The organism is Acinetobacter septicus, from assembly GCF_019355975.1.
GTDB lineage: Bacteria > Pseudomonadota > Gammaproteobacteria > Pseudomonadales > Moraxellaceae > Acinetobacter > Acinetobacter ursingii.
The window spans coordinates 98,519-113,996 of record NZ_CP079899.1; the positions used below are offsets into that span (position 1 = coordinate 98,519).

Sequence of the window (15,478 nt, forward strand, 5' to 3'; positions counted from 1 at the left end):
TTAAAAAAAGGTTTAGAAATTTGGTTGTGGCCAGCGCTAGATCTGGCGCACCAGGATCAATGCTTATTTTTATGGTTCCTTAATTGCTTCCATCATTTTAATAGCATCCTCATTACCATTTTTAGCTGCTATCTGTTAAAAGTCGCAGCAAGGATCAGTAAAACAATAATAAATAATTTCAAAAAAGTTTTTTGGTTTAGGTTCTATCTTAAAATTAACAATTAAAAGCACAACGCTTAAAACTTGGAGTTGAAATGGCTACTATTAATGAATTATTGAGCAAAAACCTTGATCGCAAATATGGTCCAATTGAAGCTCATGAAGTTATAGAACTTGTTCGTGTAACTCGTGCGCCAGAATCAGTAAATAACCCTTCAATGCCATCAGTTAGAATTTCTACTGCAGATCTGCACCATATGGTTGAACAAGCTAAAAAGTTCAATTTGTGGGAGGAATGGTCCACCAAGGTTTTAGCAACGCGATGGTGAGAAATCAAATACAGTGACTCACTTGGTTTTTGCTGAAGACTACTCAGGATCTAAATTGGTTCGTGAGAAAAACCAGTACTTGTGCTCAGCTGGAGGCTTATTCCCTGCAGATGAAGCAAAGAAAGAATTCAAAATGAAAGTAGGTGATGTTACCGTGGACACGGTACCGCACCTTGTTACATGTAAAGTGTGCCTATCACGTATTTTTACGCAACTAGCATTAACTCAATCTAATTAATCAAATTTATAAGGTGTTCATCATGAATAACAAAACAATTGCCAAAAAAATGATTAACCAAGTTAAATCGGTTATCACTGACCCACAAGCAAAAAGCTTGTTGGCTGCTTATCACGTAGAGGCGTCATTTACCCACTTCTACGAAACACACAGCCACATTTACCTGGTTGGTAAAGACATTACTGCAGTCATGGCCAAACATTTTCCATACTTCACGTTTAAGACTCGTGATAACAAGAAAACCCGTCACGGTATTGGCGATGGATCGATGTCTGATTGCTTAAACAAGCTGCGCCGTGTGTATCGCTTAGAAATAAAAAAACCGATTAGCGAGAAGTTTATCGCTGAAGTTGGTGCACCGACTTTCACAAAAAGCCAATCTGTAAGTCCTGTTGCTTATTTGATTGATGAAGTTGTGCAGCAAGAAACAGCGCCGATCGCACGGTCTGACGTTCAAAACAGTTTTCATGATCTTTTCAATTAATTTGAGGCTTACTCAAAAGTGTGAGAGAGACAAAATGACAAAACGCTGTTCTGGTGATGTGAAGTCACCCTGGTTCTTCATCGAGGACCAAATCCCAAACAAAGATGGCACGGCGTTTATTGTGTGGGATGAATTCTTAGACCATGAAATTAAACCTATCCGCTGGAGCGATAAGATCCGTGACTATGCTTCAGGTGATGTCGAATGGAGTGGAAGCTTCTTATTTTGGCGATATGATGATGGTACACCAGCTGAATCACCAAGAAGCTATCAGCAATCTTAATTTCTTATTTTGGAGGTAAAAGTACTTATATTTCCGAGGGTGTAGCCAATTGGTTTTGAGATCTGATCAATCTCATTAAAGCAAAGGTTTAATTCCTTGAATGTCAGTTCGAGTCTGACCATCCCCGTCATTGCCAACAAATTCCCTCAAATGAATCAATTGAAGACAATCATACCAGCCTCACTAAAATAGTTACGGCTTTGACGTTCTGACTTAGGTTCCCAATCTCTATTTTTCAGATTACATGATCCAGCAGCAATTTTAGCCTTGCCAAACTTACTTTGAATGCTTTGAAACGCCGTCATTAACGCTTGCTCTTTTTCAAGCTGCTCTACGTCAGTTAGTAGGCCGATCGTGCGATGTTCTTCTTTTATCAATTCACACAACATCACGCCACATTTCTTAAACTCTATCCCCTCTTTGTACAATTTATCAATCAGTGATGTGGCAGCTTTAACAAGTTGCATCAAATTGTTTGTAGGTTGGGTAAACGTGTATGTTAACGACTTGCTGTAATACGGTTTTGACTGGTCAAATGGGTTGGATTGCAAGAAAACAATCAGAGATCCGCAAAGCTGGTGTTCATCAACAAGCCGATTGAATGCATTATGGGTATATTTGCTGACGGCTTCTTGAAGAATTGAGAGCTCAGTAATTTTCTGGCCGAAAGATTTGCTCGAGACAATCTGTTGTTTCGCCTTAGGTGAACTTTCAAATTCAAAGCATGACTGGCCAAGCAATTCTAAAATCGTACTTTGCATATTCACATTGAAGAGTTCACGCATTCGATTCGGGTTGGATGTTGCAAGATCCAGCACAGTTAAAATCCCCATGTCATTAAGCTTTTTAGCGTACTTTCGCCCTACACCCCATATTTCATCAACTGGCATGCTTTGATAGTAGCTTTCGACATCTACCAGGCTCATTGTCACTAAATTACAGATTCCATTTAATTCTGGATTCTTTTTGGCAAGGTTGTTGGCCATTTTACTTTCAGTCAGTGTTCTACCAACACCCACGCACGTTGTTAAGCCAATAAGCTTATATACTTGATGCCGAATCTCCCGTGCCATTTCAGTAGCATCAAAGTTTTTAGTAAATTGAGTAAATTCTATAAAGCCTTCATCAATGCTGTAAATGCTGTAACAGCTTGGATCTACAAAACCAGATAATATTCCATGAAAACGGCGTGACATTTCGCCATACAGCGCAAAATTGCTCGATAGCACATGAACGTTATGTTTATTGATGATGTCTTGGACCTTAAAGAGTGGCGCACCCATCGGGATTTTTAAGAGTTTAGCTTCAGCGCTTCTCGCGATGATTGTTCCGTCATTAGAGCTTAAGACAACGCATGGTTTACCCTTTAACTTAGGGTTCCAAAATGCTTCCATCGAACAATATGCCGAATTTATATCAACATGAATAAATACCCGGTTTGTCATTTTCGTGCGTCTTTAATGATGTAAGTCACTACGCCCCACACAATCAATTCCTGTTCAGGTTTTAGAAAAATATGTGAGTGCTCTTGGTTTTCTGCTTTAAGCCAAACTGGAGGGATAGATTTTGCATCTGGACCAAAAATTTCATTAATTTCACCAGCTGACATTTGCTTGGTGATCATCAACCGCTTAACGGTAAAGTCTGTTTCTAGCTGAGCAACAATAATATCTAGATGCTTGGCATTGAAGCTTCTATCGATTATGAGCTTATCGTTAATATCTATACCAGCATTTAGCATGGAACGAGAGCCTACTTTACCAATAAACGTAGAGTACTCATTGGTGATCAGCATTTCGTTGAGATCGACCGACTTTTCAATAAAATCTTGTGCTGGTGAAGGAAATCCAGCTGATAATAATTCAGCTGCAATAGGAATTTGTAAAAGCGAGTTAGATCTGACGTGCTCGAGGTCAAGAATATCGCTTATCTTTTTATTTGCACCGCTAAATGCGATAACTTTCGTTTCAGGTTTTCCTGACGTTGAACTGCAAGTAGACATGAAAAAAACCTTACTATGATTTGAGACCCATTGTATTGAGAGCTGTATGTTTGTTCAAATATTTCTTAAAAGTTACCAATACACAATGGGTTATCCTTGGAGTTAGAATAAAGATCGTCTATCTTATGAATAATAAAATTTACACGTAATATGTCAGAGATGATGCCAATTATTCATTACTTAACAGTACAGGTTTGCAAACGGGTATTCATAGAGCCTAACTACGGCGTAATGCGTTCTAATGATCCATTAGTTATAGATCCTGATCTATCAATGCAGCCATTATGTTTACTTGGCATCTCCGTCAATGATTTTCCATTAAATTACACGGAATATTATGAAAAAAATGACAGTAGTTGTTCCCTGTCAAAATTCCTGAAGACTTTTTGGAGCCGTTACTACAAGACTAATGGCCCAAATATTCCATTAGTTTTTGGAATACCAGATATCCTGGTTATCGATCATCGTGTGAAGGATATTATTAATCAATCATTTTATAGTTGGTTAGACTCGAATAATATTCAATATGAGTTTTCTGATAGTAAGAATAAAAAAGCTATTGCTAATTTTCGTCAGCATCAACACTATCCTTATATTGAATGTTACTCTGAGATAGACGTCCTAGATACATATAAAACTAAAAATGAAGAATATGCCTTACCTTTATCCGTTCTAAACACGATGACTAACTATTTAGATAGTGTTTTTCTCTTATCAAAGCATCGTAAAACTTTAATAGCGTATACCAGCAGACCTATTAAGCATCCAACATTTACAGAGTGCTGTCCTAACGATCTCCGACTATTTGACATTACACCTTTAGAAAGTAAAGCCGATAGAACTTTACAGGATGCATATTGGGTTAGCTCCGATTTAGAAAATGGCAATTATGGATACTTGCGGAATAGACAAGTGAAAGAAGACATAGATTGCACCAGAGAAGATAAAAAAGCTTTTTTGGCCCTAATAAAATCATTGCCAGTTACTCAATGGATGGATATTTTTACAAGCAATCAGATTGAATTATTGAATCAATTAAAAAAACAACGATACAAAGACACAATTGATATCGATCAGATTAATTACGCAGATATGTGTTTTAAATTAGGGTTAAGTAGGGATTCTCAATACACAGTTTTAGCACTGGAGACATCTAAATTAAAACGTTCTGAAATGATTGAACTTTGGGATCAATATTCTCATGGAGGTGATGTTAAGTACTCTTGTGAAATTATGCTTCCTGACTGGTACTCTTCGCGAAATGATAAAATTTACAGATATTTTTATTTATCTATGTGGAACAGCAGCATTATTTTCATAAGTGAATCAGGATCTCCAGCAACAAAATGTTTTGATCAAGATGAATGCATTAATTACATGTCAAAAAATCAATTCAAAATACATAATTTAAGTAATATCGTTGATATACGTCACTTTGATGAATTGCTATTAAACAACAGGCAATATTTATTGAACATCGTTAAAGAAATGGATGCTTTTGAACTTTTAAAGGACCTAAATACCGTATAAAACAGAGTGTGGAAACACACTCTGTTTTATAGAAAATGATTTCTATTGGATATAATTGGACAAGTAATTATAAATACTCGGATCTTCAATATCCGATGGGAATCCACGATCACAGACAAGGATAAACTTATTCCCCTGCTTTATAATTAATGGCTCTGTTCCATATCAAAGGCTTTTTAAATACCCAAAATGGAATCTCAGCTGGAAGTGATGTGTTGTACAACCAGATCCCACTTGAAGCTGGTAGAACGGTTTGGGACAGTAAAGCAAATTGGTTTAAGTGTAATTATTAATTTTATTATCTAGCTTAAAAAGAGGTCATTAGGGACCTCTTTTTTTAACTCATAATTTATAGAATGCAAATAGCCTTATGAGGCCAGACTATATTCCTGTTCATGAGTAAAGTTGGCCAGAACCAGTGCATAAGATAAATCAGGTGGTACTGAGTTACCGACCATACGATATTGGTCTTGTTTAGTTAACTTCAATTGTTGGTTATTTTCATCATGTCCATAACTGAAAATATAATCATGCGGAAAGCCTTGAGCCTTATAAAGTTCAAATGGTTGAAGCATTCTAAAGCCAATATCTTCAATACAATAGCGTTCACCATTGATTTCAATGATTCCAAATTTTTCAAAAAGTTCATTTTTGAAATTTAACCCTTCAGTAAATCTCGTTAATAAAGCTCGTACCTCTGCAAATTGATTTACTGTTGTGAGTGTATGCATAGGTTCATTTAACTCTTGGCCAGTACATCCATTTTTCATTTTTGAAAGGTGACAAACATATAGTGAGTGGGTACCGCCTTTAGTTTCAGCTGTAATTGTCCTCAAAGGCTCATCGATCGGCATTGATCTCCGACTTGATCCATTTGCACATTCTGTAAGAATTGGAGCAGCTGCATCAACGATATATGGCTCTGGATTATGAACGATATATTTCAAAATACCGCGAACAATACGCTCTAACGTAGCTGGTGCCAGTGCTTTTTTTCTTTTAAATATACTAGGGCAATCAAAACTTAGATCTACGCATTCAGCAGCTGTACGCCATGGCAATAAACGTCCCTTTTTTACAAGACTGGTATTAGGATTACCATGGGTTTCCTTTGGCCATACGATTGGCAATCCATCACGGCGAGCTATTAAGAAAAATCGATTTCGTATAGTTGGTGAACCGAAGTCACATGCTTTTAATTCTTTGTATTCAACTGAGTATCCTTGATATTTCAATGCATTTACAAAGCAATTAAACGTTCGTCCCTTACGCTTTGGGCATGGACGTCCATCTTTATCAAGGTCACCCCATTCTGCAAACTCCGTTACATTTTCAAGCATTATTACACGAGGTCGAACCTTTGCTGCCCAGCGCAATGCAATCCAGGCCAATCCCCTAATGTTTTTATTGAGAGGTTTACCTCCCTTAGCTTTGGAATGGTGTTTACAGTCTGGGCTCAACCAGACTAATCCAACGGGTTGATTACCAGTGATTTCAACTGGATCTACATCCCAAACACTTTCACAATAATGTTTTGTAAGAGGATGATTTACCCGGTGCATCGCCAAAGCTTTAGGATCATGATTAATAGCAATATCAATCGGTCTCCCAAATGCACGTTCTAAACCGGTTGATGTTCCACCACCCCCGGCAAAATTATCAACAATAAGTTCGTGTGGTAATAAATTAAACATAATATAAACTCCAAGTTTTTGGCTTTTTGCCACTAAATTCGTGTACGCGAATACTGTATGAATACTTAGGCAAGCATTAGTTCATTTATAGAATCAATGGCTGCCAAATCATCATAATCATAGTAAGCATCATCGATGGCAGACGAAATTTCATATTCAGAAACTCCTGAATTCAGAGCGAGTTTTAAAAGATTCCGGTCTAATCGGTCATATTTGTTTGAAAATGCCATCAGTTTATGGTCATGCGCGTTATTGGCCATAAAGAATGAATATGCAAAACCAACAGGCGTTACACTTCGAGCATTTTTAGTGGCCAAGCTTTTCCCACCATATAACTTGTGCATTTTAGATCCCTCTATAGGCTCTACTGGTGCAATAGGTAGGTCAGCATTAAATCTACCCCATAATAAGGTTTTCTTAGTGTAAGTATCCCCAAAATGAAACGGATCAAACGACAGACGCCACGGCGACAACCCGGTTAAGCTCGCAATACGCCCTACTGGATTCTCAATTGCCCAAATATTCGGTTTAAAAAATTCAATTGTTCTTAAAGTTTGGTACACCAGCTCAATACTGCTTAACGTGCGACCATCAGCATCTTTGGCGGTAAAATGTCTTGCACCAGAAACAGCAAAGTCAGTACATGGGCATGCAGCTAAAATCGCATGAACGTCCAAACCATCAAAGCATGCAAAAAGCTCGTTAAAGAATTCCACGCTGAAGTTATTAATATCGCCAAAATAAGGATCTGCCTGTATATCAAAGCGAAATACTTGATAGCCAGCATCAACCCATGGTTGTGACCATGTGCCAGACAAATCAAAAAGAGAAATGACAATTTTTTGGTTGTTTTGGTTGCGGATCGTTGGATCTAGATATTGGTTAAACGCAACGTTTTTCCATTGTTCTAAACGCTCTAATGCGGAAGATCTGGACATCCAGCCATTAGCTTCAACATATGCTTGTGATTTCTTATTTAAGCGAACAACTTCATTCTTATGCGGTGCATCAAAGATATTTGAAATCTTAAACTCAGCATCAATAAAACTACTTCTTGCATCCAATAAAAGCTTATTGAAAAGTTGCAATTGTTCATTATTGTTTTGCGTTTTTACTAAATCCACGACCGACTCCAAGTTTTAAGCAATGAGCTTGATTACCTAATTTTAGAGTAATTTGTATGAATATAATTTTTTTTAAAAATAGTTATATGTCTATTCAGTTGAAGACGATTATCTACCATAAAGCTTATTGAGCTTTTCGGATGCTAAATCACTAAATTTGACGTAAATTGTGCTGGATGTCTTTGCCAATTTAACTTCAAGATGCTCATTAATCTGGATGTAAGCACCTTTACTAATATTTAGATCTTTAGTTAACTCCTGGATAGCCTGAGGCTTTGTTGCACAAACCTATCTGTAAAGGGTTTTTCAGCGATATAATTTTCAAATGAAGAAGCCTACACACAAAATCTACCGCACAACCAATTGGCCCGCATATAACCGAGCACTCATGAGTCGCGGAAATATTGCCATTTGGTTTGATCCTGCTACGCAATGGTATGCGCCATCAAAAGGCAAACAAGGGCGAAATCAAACCTACTCCGACGCAGCCATCCAATGCTGCTTAATGATTAAATCCTTATTCCGTCTGTCTTTACGTATGGTCACTGGCTTTGTGCAAAGTCTGATTAAACTTTGCGGATTAAATTGGATAGCTCCAGATTACACCACGCTTTGTAGAAGACAAAAGCATATTGATATTGTAATCAGCTACCAAAAAAGTAGCGATGGGCTGCATCTACTCATGGACTCTACAGGCATGAAGTTTCTAGGTGAGGGCGAATGGAAACGCAAGAAACATGGACCTGAATATCGTCGCCAATGGCGTAAACTTCATATTGGTATAGATGCTAAAACCCTGCAAATACGAGCAGTTCAGCTTACAACCAATAATGTCAGTGATTCACAGGTGCTTGGTGATTTACTTAATCAGATTCCACAAGATGAGCGGATTAACTCTGTTTATACCGATGGAGCTTATGACACCAAGCAATGCCGTCAGGTCATTGCAGATCGGCAAGCGCATGCGGTGATTCCACCTAGAAAAAATGCGAAACCATGGAAAGATACAAAGAGTAGCTCGCTAGAGCGAAATGAATTACTTCGAACAATTAAACGTTTAGGCAGGACACTATGGAAAAAATGGTCAGGCTATCATCGGCGAAGTTTGGTTGAAACTAAGATGCATTGCATCAAATTATTAGGAGATAAACTCAGTGCAAGGAGTTTTGATAGCCAAGTGAATGAGATCCATGCACGTGTAGCAGTCCTTAACAGATTTACGGAATTAGGTCGACCACTTACCCAAGTTACGCCTTAAATTTGGCTCAATTAGGGGCGCTTTGCATTTCAAATCTTTGTGCAACAAAGCCGAGCATGTGCTGTTTGTGATAAATTGAGATTATGTTGAGTGAGTTCTCTAATAATTCTAAGTTGTTGAAAGTTCATAATTTGGATATAGAATATAAAAATAAGAGCAAATATATAAATAAATGCTCTTTTAGATGATCAATGATTAACGCATTGTGACGAATTCTTCAGCAGAAGTCGGATGAATTGCTAAAGTGTTATCGAAGTCTTTTTTAGTTGCTCCCATTTTTAAAGCAACAGCAAAGCCTTGCAGAATTTCATCCATACCGTATCCAATACCATGAATTCCGACCACTTTCTCATCAGTTCCTACACAAATTAATTTCATTTTTGTGAGTTGTCGATGTTCTGTTATCGCTGTATACATGGATGTAAAGGAAGAACTATAAATTTTGATGGCATCTTTACCAAATTTTTCTATGGCTTGATCTTCGGTTAATCCAACTGTTCCAATAGGTGGGTGACTAAACACCACAGTCGGAATATTTTCATAATCTAAATGTTCATTTGGCTTATTGTTAAATAAACGTTCAGACAGTCTTCGACCCGCTGCCACAGCAACAGGTGTTAACTCGACTTTACCTGTAATATCACCCACTGCATAAATGCCAGACTGTGTTGTATTTTGATATGCATCAACATGAATAAAGCGATTCTCGTTCAATTGAACTTGAGTCTTATTAAGATTGATCGCTTCAGTTGCAGGTTTTCTACCAATTGCCCAAATCAAGCAATCTACACTATGTTCTGTACCATCTTCTAGGTGTAATACAAGTGAGTTATCTTGAACTTTAGTCACTTTGTTAATCTGACTATGAGTATGCACGTTAATATTTTCACTGCGCATATTCTCTAATAGTGTTTTACCAAGGAAATGATCTAATCCACGCAAAGGCTGATGTTTACGAATAAATAATTGTACATTCGAACCCAATGCATTAAGAACACCTGCCAATTCCACAGCAATATAGCCAGAACCAACAATAGCAGTCCGCTTCGGTAAGTGTTCTAATCCGAAGAAACCATTGGAATCAATACCATATTCAGCACCTTCAATTTCAGGTTTGAATGCTTGAGTCCCCGTAGCAATTAAAATATGGTCAGCTGTGTACGTTTCACCATTTACTTCAATTGTTTGAGCATCTAAAAATTTTGCAAAACCTCGAATGACATCAACATTATTTTTAGCTAGTCCTGTGTCATACGATGTATGTATTCGGCTGATATAGGCTTGTCTGTTTTCAACTAATTTCTTCCAGTTAAAGGATTTCAATTCTGTATTAAAGCCATAGTCAGGACCATATTTATGAATCGCATCGGCAATTTGAGCTGAATACCACATCACTTTTTTAGGAACACATCCTACGTTGACACAGGTTCCACCAATATCACCCATTTCTATCAGTGCACATTTCTTACCATACATGGCAGCACGATTGACTGATGCAATACCGCCACTGCCTCCGCCAATCGCAATATAATCATAGTGTTTAGACATAAATGAAATTCCTGTTTTTTAGATTTAAAAAGTTAATGATATACGCTGAATTATCAGGAGACTTTCCCTTGGGAGATTCTAGGCAGCCAACTTATAAAAGTCTTCGGCCATTTGATTTGGTGTCTTAAAACCCAAACCCTTTTGAATTCTTCGATGATTATAAAATAATTCAATGTATTTTATAATATCTGCTTTGGCTTCTTCTCTGGTTTGATAGTTGTAATGATGCACTAACTCATTTTTCAGTATTCCCCAAAAGCTTTCAATCGGTGCATTATCGTAACAGTCTCCGCGCTTGCTCATTGAACCTTGAAAACCATATTGCTCAAGTATATTTCGATATTCATGGCTGCAATATTGACTTCCTCTGTCTGAATGCACAATCAGTTCTTTGGTTGGTTTTTGATTGTGAATAGCCATATTTAGCGCATTACAAACAAGCTGTGCTGTCATGCGCTCATTTAAGCTATAGCCAACCACTTGTTTCGTGTAAAGGTCTTTTACCGCTGCTAAGTACAGCCATCCTTCAACAGTCCATATGTACGTAATATCACTTGACCATGCTTGATTTGGTCTAGTCATTGAGAATTGTTGCTCCAGCAGGTTTTCATAGATCGCTCGATTATGGTCACTATTCGTAGTCCTTTTAAAACGCTTGTGTCGCTTACAATACAGGTGGTTCAGCGCTTTTATCTGACGTACAGCCTACATACTCATTTTTATGCCCTGAGCTTGTAAGTATTTGGTTAATCGAATATAACCATAGCTCTGCCTTGTCTCCTCATGGGCTATTTTCACCAATATCGTCTGTTGATTTCGTTGAATCGTTCTTTTGCTCACGCCTCTCTTGAGCCAATCATAAAAACATGAAACTGAAACATGAAGTAATCGAGCCATTAAGGTAATTGGAAAAGAATATCTTTTTTGTTTCATATAGGCGTACCTTACTGACTTTCTTTGGCAAAGTACGCTGCTGCCTTTTTTAAAAATTCACGTTCCATTTCAGCTATTTTGAGCTGTTGTTTGAGTTTTTTATTTTCTTCGAGTAGAGCGTTTAGATCAGGTGAATACTGTTTTGTACCTGCTAAAGTTCCAGCCTTTGCTTTGGTATTCCAATTTGAAAGAGTTTGCATTGAAATGCTAAGTTGTCTAGCTGTTTCCGAGACATTGCCTTGATTGGCTTCAATTAATTTGATGGCTTCAGCTTTAAATTCTGTGGTGTAAGTCTTGTGTTTCTTGCTCATGGTAAACTCCTGATGAGTGTGTTTAGTTTACCAAGTTAAAACCTCCTGTTTTTTCAGCACACATCACTCAAGGAGCTGCGCCTGCACGGCATGGCCACGGCCTGGGCGGAGTTGACTGCGCAGGGTGAGTCGAACACAGCCTCGTCCAAGTGGCTGCTCGAACACCTGCTGGAACAAGAGCACACAGATCGCGCCATGCGCTCGGTGAGCCACCAGATGAACATGGCCAAGCTGCCGATGCACCGCGACCTGGCCGGCTTCGACTTCAGCGCCTCCAGCGCAGACGCTCGTTTGATCAGCGAACTGGCCAGTCTGGCCTTTACCGACACCGCGCAGAACGTGGTGCTGATCGGTGGGCCTGGCACCGGTAAAACCCACCTGGCCACTGCGCTGGCCGTGTCCGGCATCACCCGGCACGGCAAGCGCGTGCGCTTCTACTCCACGGTCGATCTGGTCAATCTGCTGGAGCGCGAAAAGCACGACGGCAAAGCCGGGCGGATCGCCCAAGCTCTGCTGCGCATGGATCTGGTCATCCTCGACGAACTGGGTTATCTGCCCTTCAGCCAGGCCGGCGGTGCGTTGCTGTTTCACCTGCTATCCAAGCTGTACGAACACACCAGCGTGGTGATCACCACCAACCTGAGCTTCGCCGAATGGTCGAGCGTGTTCGGCGACGCCAAGATGACCACCGCCCTGCTGGATCGGCTGACCCACCACTGCCACATCGTCGAAACCGGTAACGAGTCCTATCGCCTGCAACACAGTAGCTTGGCGGCCCAGGCCAAGATCAAATCACGGGAGCGAAAGCGTAAGGGCGGCCAGGAACCGGAGGACGATGAGCCGTTCTGATTTCATGGCGACGACGGCCTGCTACATGGCTGCGTGTGGCAGGTCTTAAACAACTGAACTGGGCTAGCGAAGGAGTGGGGGCAACAGCAGCTGCGCTGGTAGACTTATCCACAGTTGCTGGTAACAAAATCAGCAATCCGCCCTGGGTCAAATTTCAATCGGCAGGGTGGGTCAATTTTCCATCAGCGCCAACACACTAAGCAACCATCAGAAAATTTTGACTGTACGCCAAAAAATTCGCATCTACCAGCATCTAAACAGGCGTTGTTGATTATCATAAAACACTGACACTGTATTATATAATCGTGCTTTTGTGTTATTTTTTTCTCTGTACACGACAAATTTCACAGAACCCTTATCCTATCAGGGTTCTGCCTTCTTAAAATTGCCAAAATTTCCTTAAACTCTTCTTTTTTCCCAAAACCAATTAAACGCTGAATCGCCATTTGAACATAGTCTAAACCATAGCGAAATAAACTCATTGAGAGTCGTCCATGCTTCTTTATTTTTATCACTTTTTTTTGATCATGTTGCCATTCACCCGTTAAGTAACACCAACAGAAGCTTATAGCTAACACCGCAATCAATTTTTTCACTCGTCTAGCGTCTGTCAAGCGCGTATTTTCAAGATTAAACCCGCGTCCTTTGAGACAACTGAATAAGGTTTCAATTTCCCAGCGTAATGCATAATCCTGAATAGCATTGGCATTAAACTGAGGAGAAACGACGAGTAAAAGCTCTCCATTTTCTAACTGTAGTGCACTTATATATAGTTTCACCCGACCAACCAAAATCCGTCGTTTACGACATTCAATTTGACCAACTTTAAGATGGCGAAATAAATCACTAATTTTATGATTCTTTCCTAAATGATTGGTGACAATGAAGTTTTTTTAACACGAATGCAGAAGTTGATGTCTTGTTCAATTAACCATGTAAACCACTGCTCACCGATAAACTCTCTGTCTGCGAACACATTCACAATACGGTCTTTACCAAAAATGGCTATAAAGCGTTGAATCAAAGCAATGCGCTCTTTCGTATCTGAATTTCCACGTTTATTAAGCAATGTCCAAAGGATAGGTATCGCTATTCCACGATAAACGATTGCGAGCATCAGGATATTAATATTTCGTTTTCCCCATTTCCAATTGGTTCTATCTAAAGTCAGTTGCACTTGGTCGAATGAAAACATATTGAAAATCAACTGAGAAATTTGACGATAATCAAAATACTGACCTGCAAAGAAGCGCTGCATACGTCGATAAAATGATTGTGGTAAGCACTTGATGGGCAAGGCTTTAGATGCAGAAGAAAGATTACATGTTTGCTTTAAAATAATCACAAGCATGATGAGCGCAAAGCACTTTAAATGTGACTTGTTCCATTTTAGATATTTGTTTAAGATAAGATATAACTCATTGAGATGTGTCATAGTATTCGTCGTTAGAAAACAATTATTATGACATTATTTCAATGAGTTATCTATTTTTGTCGTGTACAGAGTATTTTTTTAATATTTACTGATTACGTACTTGCTTAACCACTCAGTTGCGCTAGAATTAATAGACGCGAAATTTAAATCTCTAATTTTCCAACACTTAGTAAAACCTCGTTTGCCATCCCACTACCATTGTAGGAGCAAATCAGGAGACATAAAAAATTAGCGGTAGCGTGCCTGGCCCTCTAGATAAGTATTGGAGACTGTAATGAAGTTTGAAAAGTCACAGACAGCAATCGACCACCTGACTCCCGAGCAACACCGAATTACCCAGGAGGCGGGCACCGAAAGGCCCTTCACGGGCGAGTACAACGACAACAAGGAGCCTGGCATCTACGTCGACATAGTGTCGGGAGAGCCACTGTTCGCTTCGACGGACAAGTTCGATTCGGGTACTGGCTGGCCCAGCTTCACCAAGCCGATCGTTTCGGCAAACGTGAACGAGGTGCGGGACAGCGCACACGGCATGGTCCGGACGGAGGTCAGGTCAGTACACGCAGACAGTCATCTCGGCCATGTGTTCCCCGATGGTCCTTCCGACCGCGGCGGTCTGCGGTACTGCATCAACTCAGCGTCCCTTCGCTTCATCCCGCGCGACGAGATGGAGTCCGAGGGATACGGTGAATATCTCGATCAAGTAGAGGAGGCTTAACATGCATCAGCGCGCTGTTCTCGCAGGAGGATGTTTCTGGGGCATGCAGGATCTGATCCGCAAGCGGCCCGGCATCATCTCGACCCGTGTGGGTTACACGGGCGGCGATATTCCGAACGCCACGTATCGTAATCACGGCACGCATGCCGAGGGGATCGAGATTGTCTTCGACCCGACAGTGACGAGCTACCGGAACATCCTGGAATTCTTCTTCCAGATCCACGATCCGACGACGCTGAACCGCCAGGGCAATGATCGTGGGCTCTCCTACCGGTCGGGCATCTATTATGTCGACGAGGAGCAGAAGCGCGTCGCCGAGGATACGATCGCCGATGTGGATGCCTCGGGGCTGTGGGATGGCAAAGTGGTGACCGAGGTCCAGCCGGTCGGCGAGTTCTGGGAGGCCGAGCCCGATCACCAGGATTATCTGGAGAAGCGCCCGGGCGGCTACACCTGCCACTTCGTCCGTCCCGGCTGGGTGCTTCCGAAGCGCCAAAAGGTTGACGACGTACAGCCAGCGGCCGGGACCGCGGCGGAATAGGCTTCACTGCCGTTGCCACTGCGCCGGTCCGGTCCGCAATCT

Annotated in this window: 14 protein-coding genes and 1 pseudogene; 8 read left to right on the top strand and 7 right to left on the bottom strand. The window is 40.4% G+C overall.

Annotated elements, in window-relative coordinates; genetic code table 11:
• Window positions 1-254: 254 nt before the first annotated feature.
• The 3 genes from I6L31_RS16965 (at window position 255) to I6L31_RS16975 (ending at window position 1,493) form a co-directional block, all read left to right on the top strand.
• On the top strand, window positions 255-488 hold the full coding sequence (locus tag I6L31_RS16965) for a hypothetical protein (RefSeq protein WP_005006026.1): 234 nt from the start codon (window positions 255-257) through the stop codon (window positions 486-488).
• Between the two features lie 260 nt (window positions 489-748).
• Window positions 749-1,210 carry a hypothetical protein gene (locus tag I6L31_RS16970; RefSeq protein WP_005006024.1) on the top strand — a complete coding sequence of 154 codons (462 nt, stop codon included), beginning with the start codon at window positions 749-751 and terminating at the stop codon, window positions 1,208-1,210.
• A gap of 58 nt (window positions 1,211-1,268) precedes the next feature.
• Window positions 1,269-1,493, top strand: a complete 225-nt coding sequence (locus I6L31_RS16975) for a hypothetical protein (RefSeq protein ID WP_228268769.1) — start codon at window positions 1,269-1,271, stop codon at window positions 1,491-1,493.
• A 155-nt stretch (window positions 1,494-1,648) separates the two neighbouring features.
• Here the strand turns inward: I6L31_RS16975 and I6L31_RS16980 are convergent, their stop codons facing one another.
• Together I6L31_RS16980 and umuD are read right to left on the bottom strand one after the other, a co-directional pair.
• Window positions 1,649-2,938, bottom strand: coding sequence for a Y-family DNA polymerase (locus I6L31_RS16980; protein ID WP_005006021.1), 1,290 nt, complete (start codon window positions 2,936-2,938; stop codon window positions 1,649-1,651).
• A complete protein-coding gene (gene umuD / locus I6L31_RS16985) occupies window positions 2,935-3,495 on the bottom strand; it encodes a translesion error-prone DNA polymerase V autoproteolytic subunit (protein ID WP_005006020.1) in 561 nt (186 codons plus the stop codon). The genes I6L31_RS16980 and umuD overlap by 4 nt, the downstream gene beginning before the upstream one ends.
• Window positions 3,496-3,654: 159 nt before the next feature.
• On the opposite strand from umuD, the gene I6L31_RS16990 reads away from it, so the two are divergent.
• A complete protein-coding gene (locus I6L31_RS16990; protein ID WP_227553500.1) occupies window positions 3,655-5,025 on the top strand; it encodes a hypothetical protein in 1,371 nt (456 codons plus the stop codon).
• 368 nt (window positions 5,026-5,393) lie between these two features.
• Here I6L31_RS16990 and I6L31_RS16995 read toward each other — a convergent pair whose 3' ends face one another.
• Entirely contained in the window at window positions 5,394-6,719 is a 1,326-nt protein-coding gene (locus I6L31_RS16995; protein WP_005006017.1) for a DNA cytosine methyltransferase, read from the bottom strand.
• Window positions 6,720-6,784: 65 nt separating this feature from the next.
• Window positions 6,785-7,843: a DNA cytosine methyltransferase gene (locus I6L31_RS17000; protein WP_005006014.1), complete on the bottom strand. Its 1,059-nt coding sequence runs from the start codon at window positions 7,841-7,843 to the stop codon at window positions 6,785-6,787.
• 325 nt (window positions 7,844-8,168) lie between these two features.
• Between I6L31_RS17000 and I6L31_RS17005 the strand changes: the two genes are divergently transcribed.
• Window positions 8,169-9,101, top strand: a complete 933-nt coding sequence (locus I6L31_RS17005; protein ID WP_002114401.1) for an IS5-like element ISAba12 family transposase — start codon at window positions 8,169-8,171, stop codon at window positions 9,099-9,101.
• 195 nt (window positions 9,102-9,296) lie between these two features.
• Here I6L31_RS17005 and gorA read toward each other — a convergent pair whose 3' ends face one another.
• On the bottom strand, window positions 9,297-10,649 hold the full coding sequence (gene gorA, locus I6L31_RS17010) for a glutathione-disulfide reductase (RefSeq protein WP_002122354.1): 1,353 nt from the start codon (window positions 10,647-10,649) through the stop codon (window positions 9,297-9,299).
• 78 nt (window positions 10,650-10,727) lie between these two features.
• Window positions 10,728-11,893, bottom strand: a pseudogene (locus I6L31_RS17015) (IS3-like element ISAba22 family transposase).
• Window positions 11,894-11,983: 90 nt separating this feature from the next.
• Between I6L31_RS17015 and istB the strand changes: the two are divergent.
• Entirely contained in the window at window positions 11,984-12,742 is a 759-nt protein-coding gene (gene istB / locus I6L31_RS17020; RefSeq protein WP_074964445.1) for an IS21-like element ISPst3 family helper ATPase IstB, read from the top strand.
• Between the two features lie 344 nt (window positions 12,743-13,086).
• Here istB and I6L31_RS17025 read toward each other — a convergent pair.
• Window positions 13,087-14,177 (bottom strand): IS4-like element ISAba1 family transposase gene (locus I6L31_RS17025; protein ID WP_141738495.1). Its coding sequence is split into 2 segments (ribosomal slippage): window positions 13,087-13,637 and window positions 13,637-14,177, totalling 1,092 coding nucleotides; the frame shifts between segments, so codons are not numbered across the junction.
• A gap of 274 nt (window positions 14,178-14,451) precedes the next feature.
• On the opposite strand from I6L31_RS17025, the gene msrB reads away from it, so the two are divergent.
• Together msrB and msrA are read left to right on the top strand one after the other, a co-directional pair.
• A complete protein-coding gene (gene msrB, locus I6L31_RS17030; protein WP_003464965.1) occupies window positions 14,452-14,895 on the top strand; it encodes a peptide-methionine (R)-S-oxide reductase MsrB in 444 nt (147 codons plus the stop codon).
• Window position 14,896: 1 nt separating this feature from the next.
• On the top strand, window positions 14,897-15,436 hold the full coding sequence (msrA, locus tag I6L31_RS17035; protein ID WP_003464967.1) for a peptide-methionine (S)-S-oxide reductase MsrA: 540 nt from the start codon (window positions 14,897-14,899) through the stop codon (window positions 15,434-15,436).
• Window positions 15,437-15,478 lie beyond the last annotated feature (42 nt).

What these genes read in the sequence shown, in the direction of transcription:
- I6L31_RS16995 (WP_005006017.1), bottom strand. Translation starts at nt 6,719, where the DNA reads ATGTTTAATTTATTACCACACGAACTTATTGTTGATAATTTTGCCGGG.
- gorA (WP_002122354.1), bottom strand. Translation starts at nt 10,649, where the DNA reads ATGTCTAAACACTATGATTATATTGCGATTGGCGGAGGCAGTGGCGGT.
- msrA (WP_003464967.1), top strand. Translation starts at nt 14,897, where the DNA reads ATGCATCAGCGCGCTGTTCTCGCAGGAGGATGTTTCTGGGGCATGCAG.
- msrB (WP_003464965.1), top strand. Translation starts at nt 14,452, where the DNA reads ATGAAGTTTGAAAAGTCACAGACAGCAATCGACCACCTGACTCCCGAG.
- I6L31_RS16965 (WP_005006026.1), top strand. Translation starts at nt 255, where the DNA reads ATGGCTACTATTAATGAATTATTGAGCAAAAACCTTGATCGCAAATAT.
- I6L31_RS17005 (WP_002114401.1), top strand. Translation starts at nt 8,169, where the DNA reads ATGAAGAAGCCTACACACAAAATCTACCGCACAACCAATTGGCCCGCA.
- I6L31_RS16980 (WP_005006021.1), bottom strand. Translation starts at nt 2,938, where the DNA reads ATGACAAACCGGGTATTTATTCATGTTGATATAAATTCGGCATATTGT.
- istB (WP_074964445.1), top strand. Translation starts at nt 11,984, where the DNA reads ATGGCCACGGCCTGGGCGGAGTTGACTGCGCAGGGTGAGTCGAACACA.
- umuD (WP_005006020.1), bottom strand. Translation starts at nt 3,495, where the DNA reads ATGTCTACTTGCAGTTCAACGTCAGGAAAACCTGAAACGAAAGTTATC.
- I6L31_RS16970 (WP_005006024.1), top strand. Translation starts at nt 749, where the DNA reads ATGAATAACAAAACAATTGCCAAAAAAATGATTAACCAAGTTAAATCG.
- I6L31_RS16990 (WP_227553500.1), top strand. Translation starts at nt 3,655, where the DNA reads ATGATGCCAATTATTCATTACTTAACAGTACAGGTTTGCAAACGGGTA.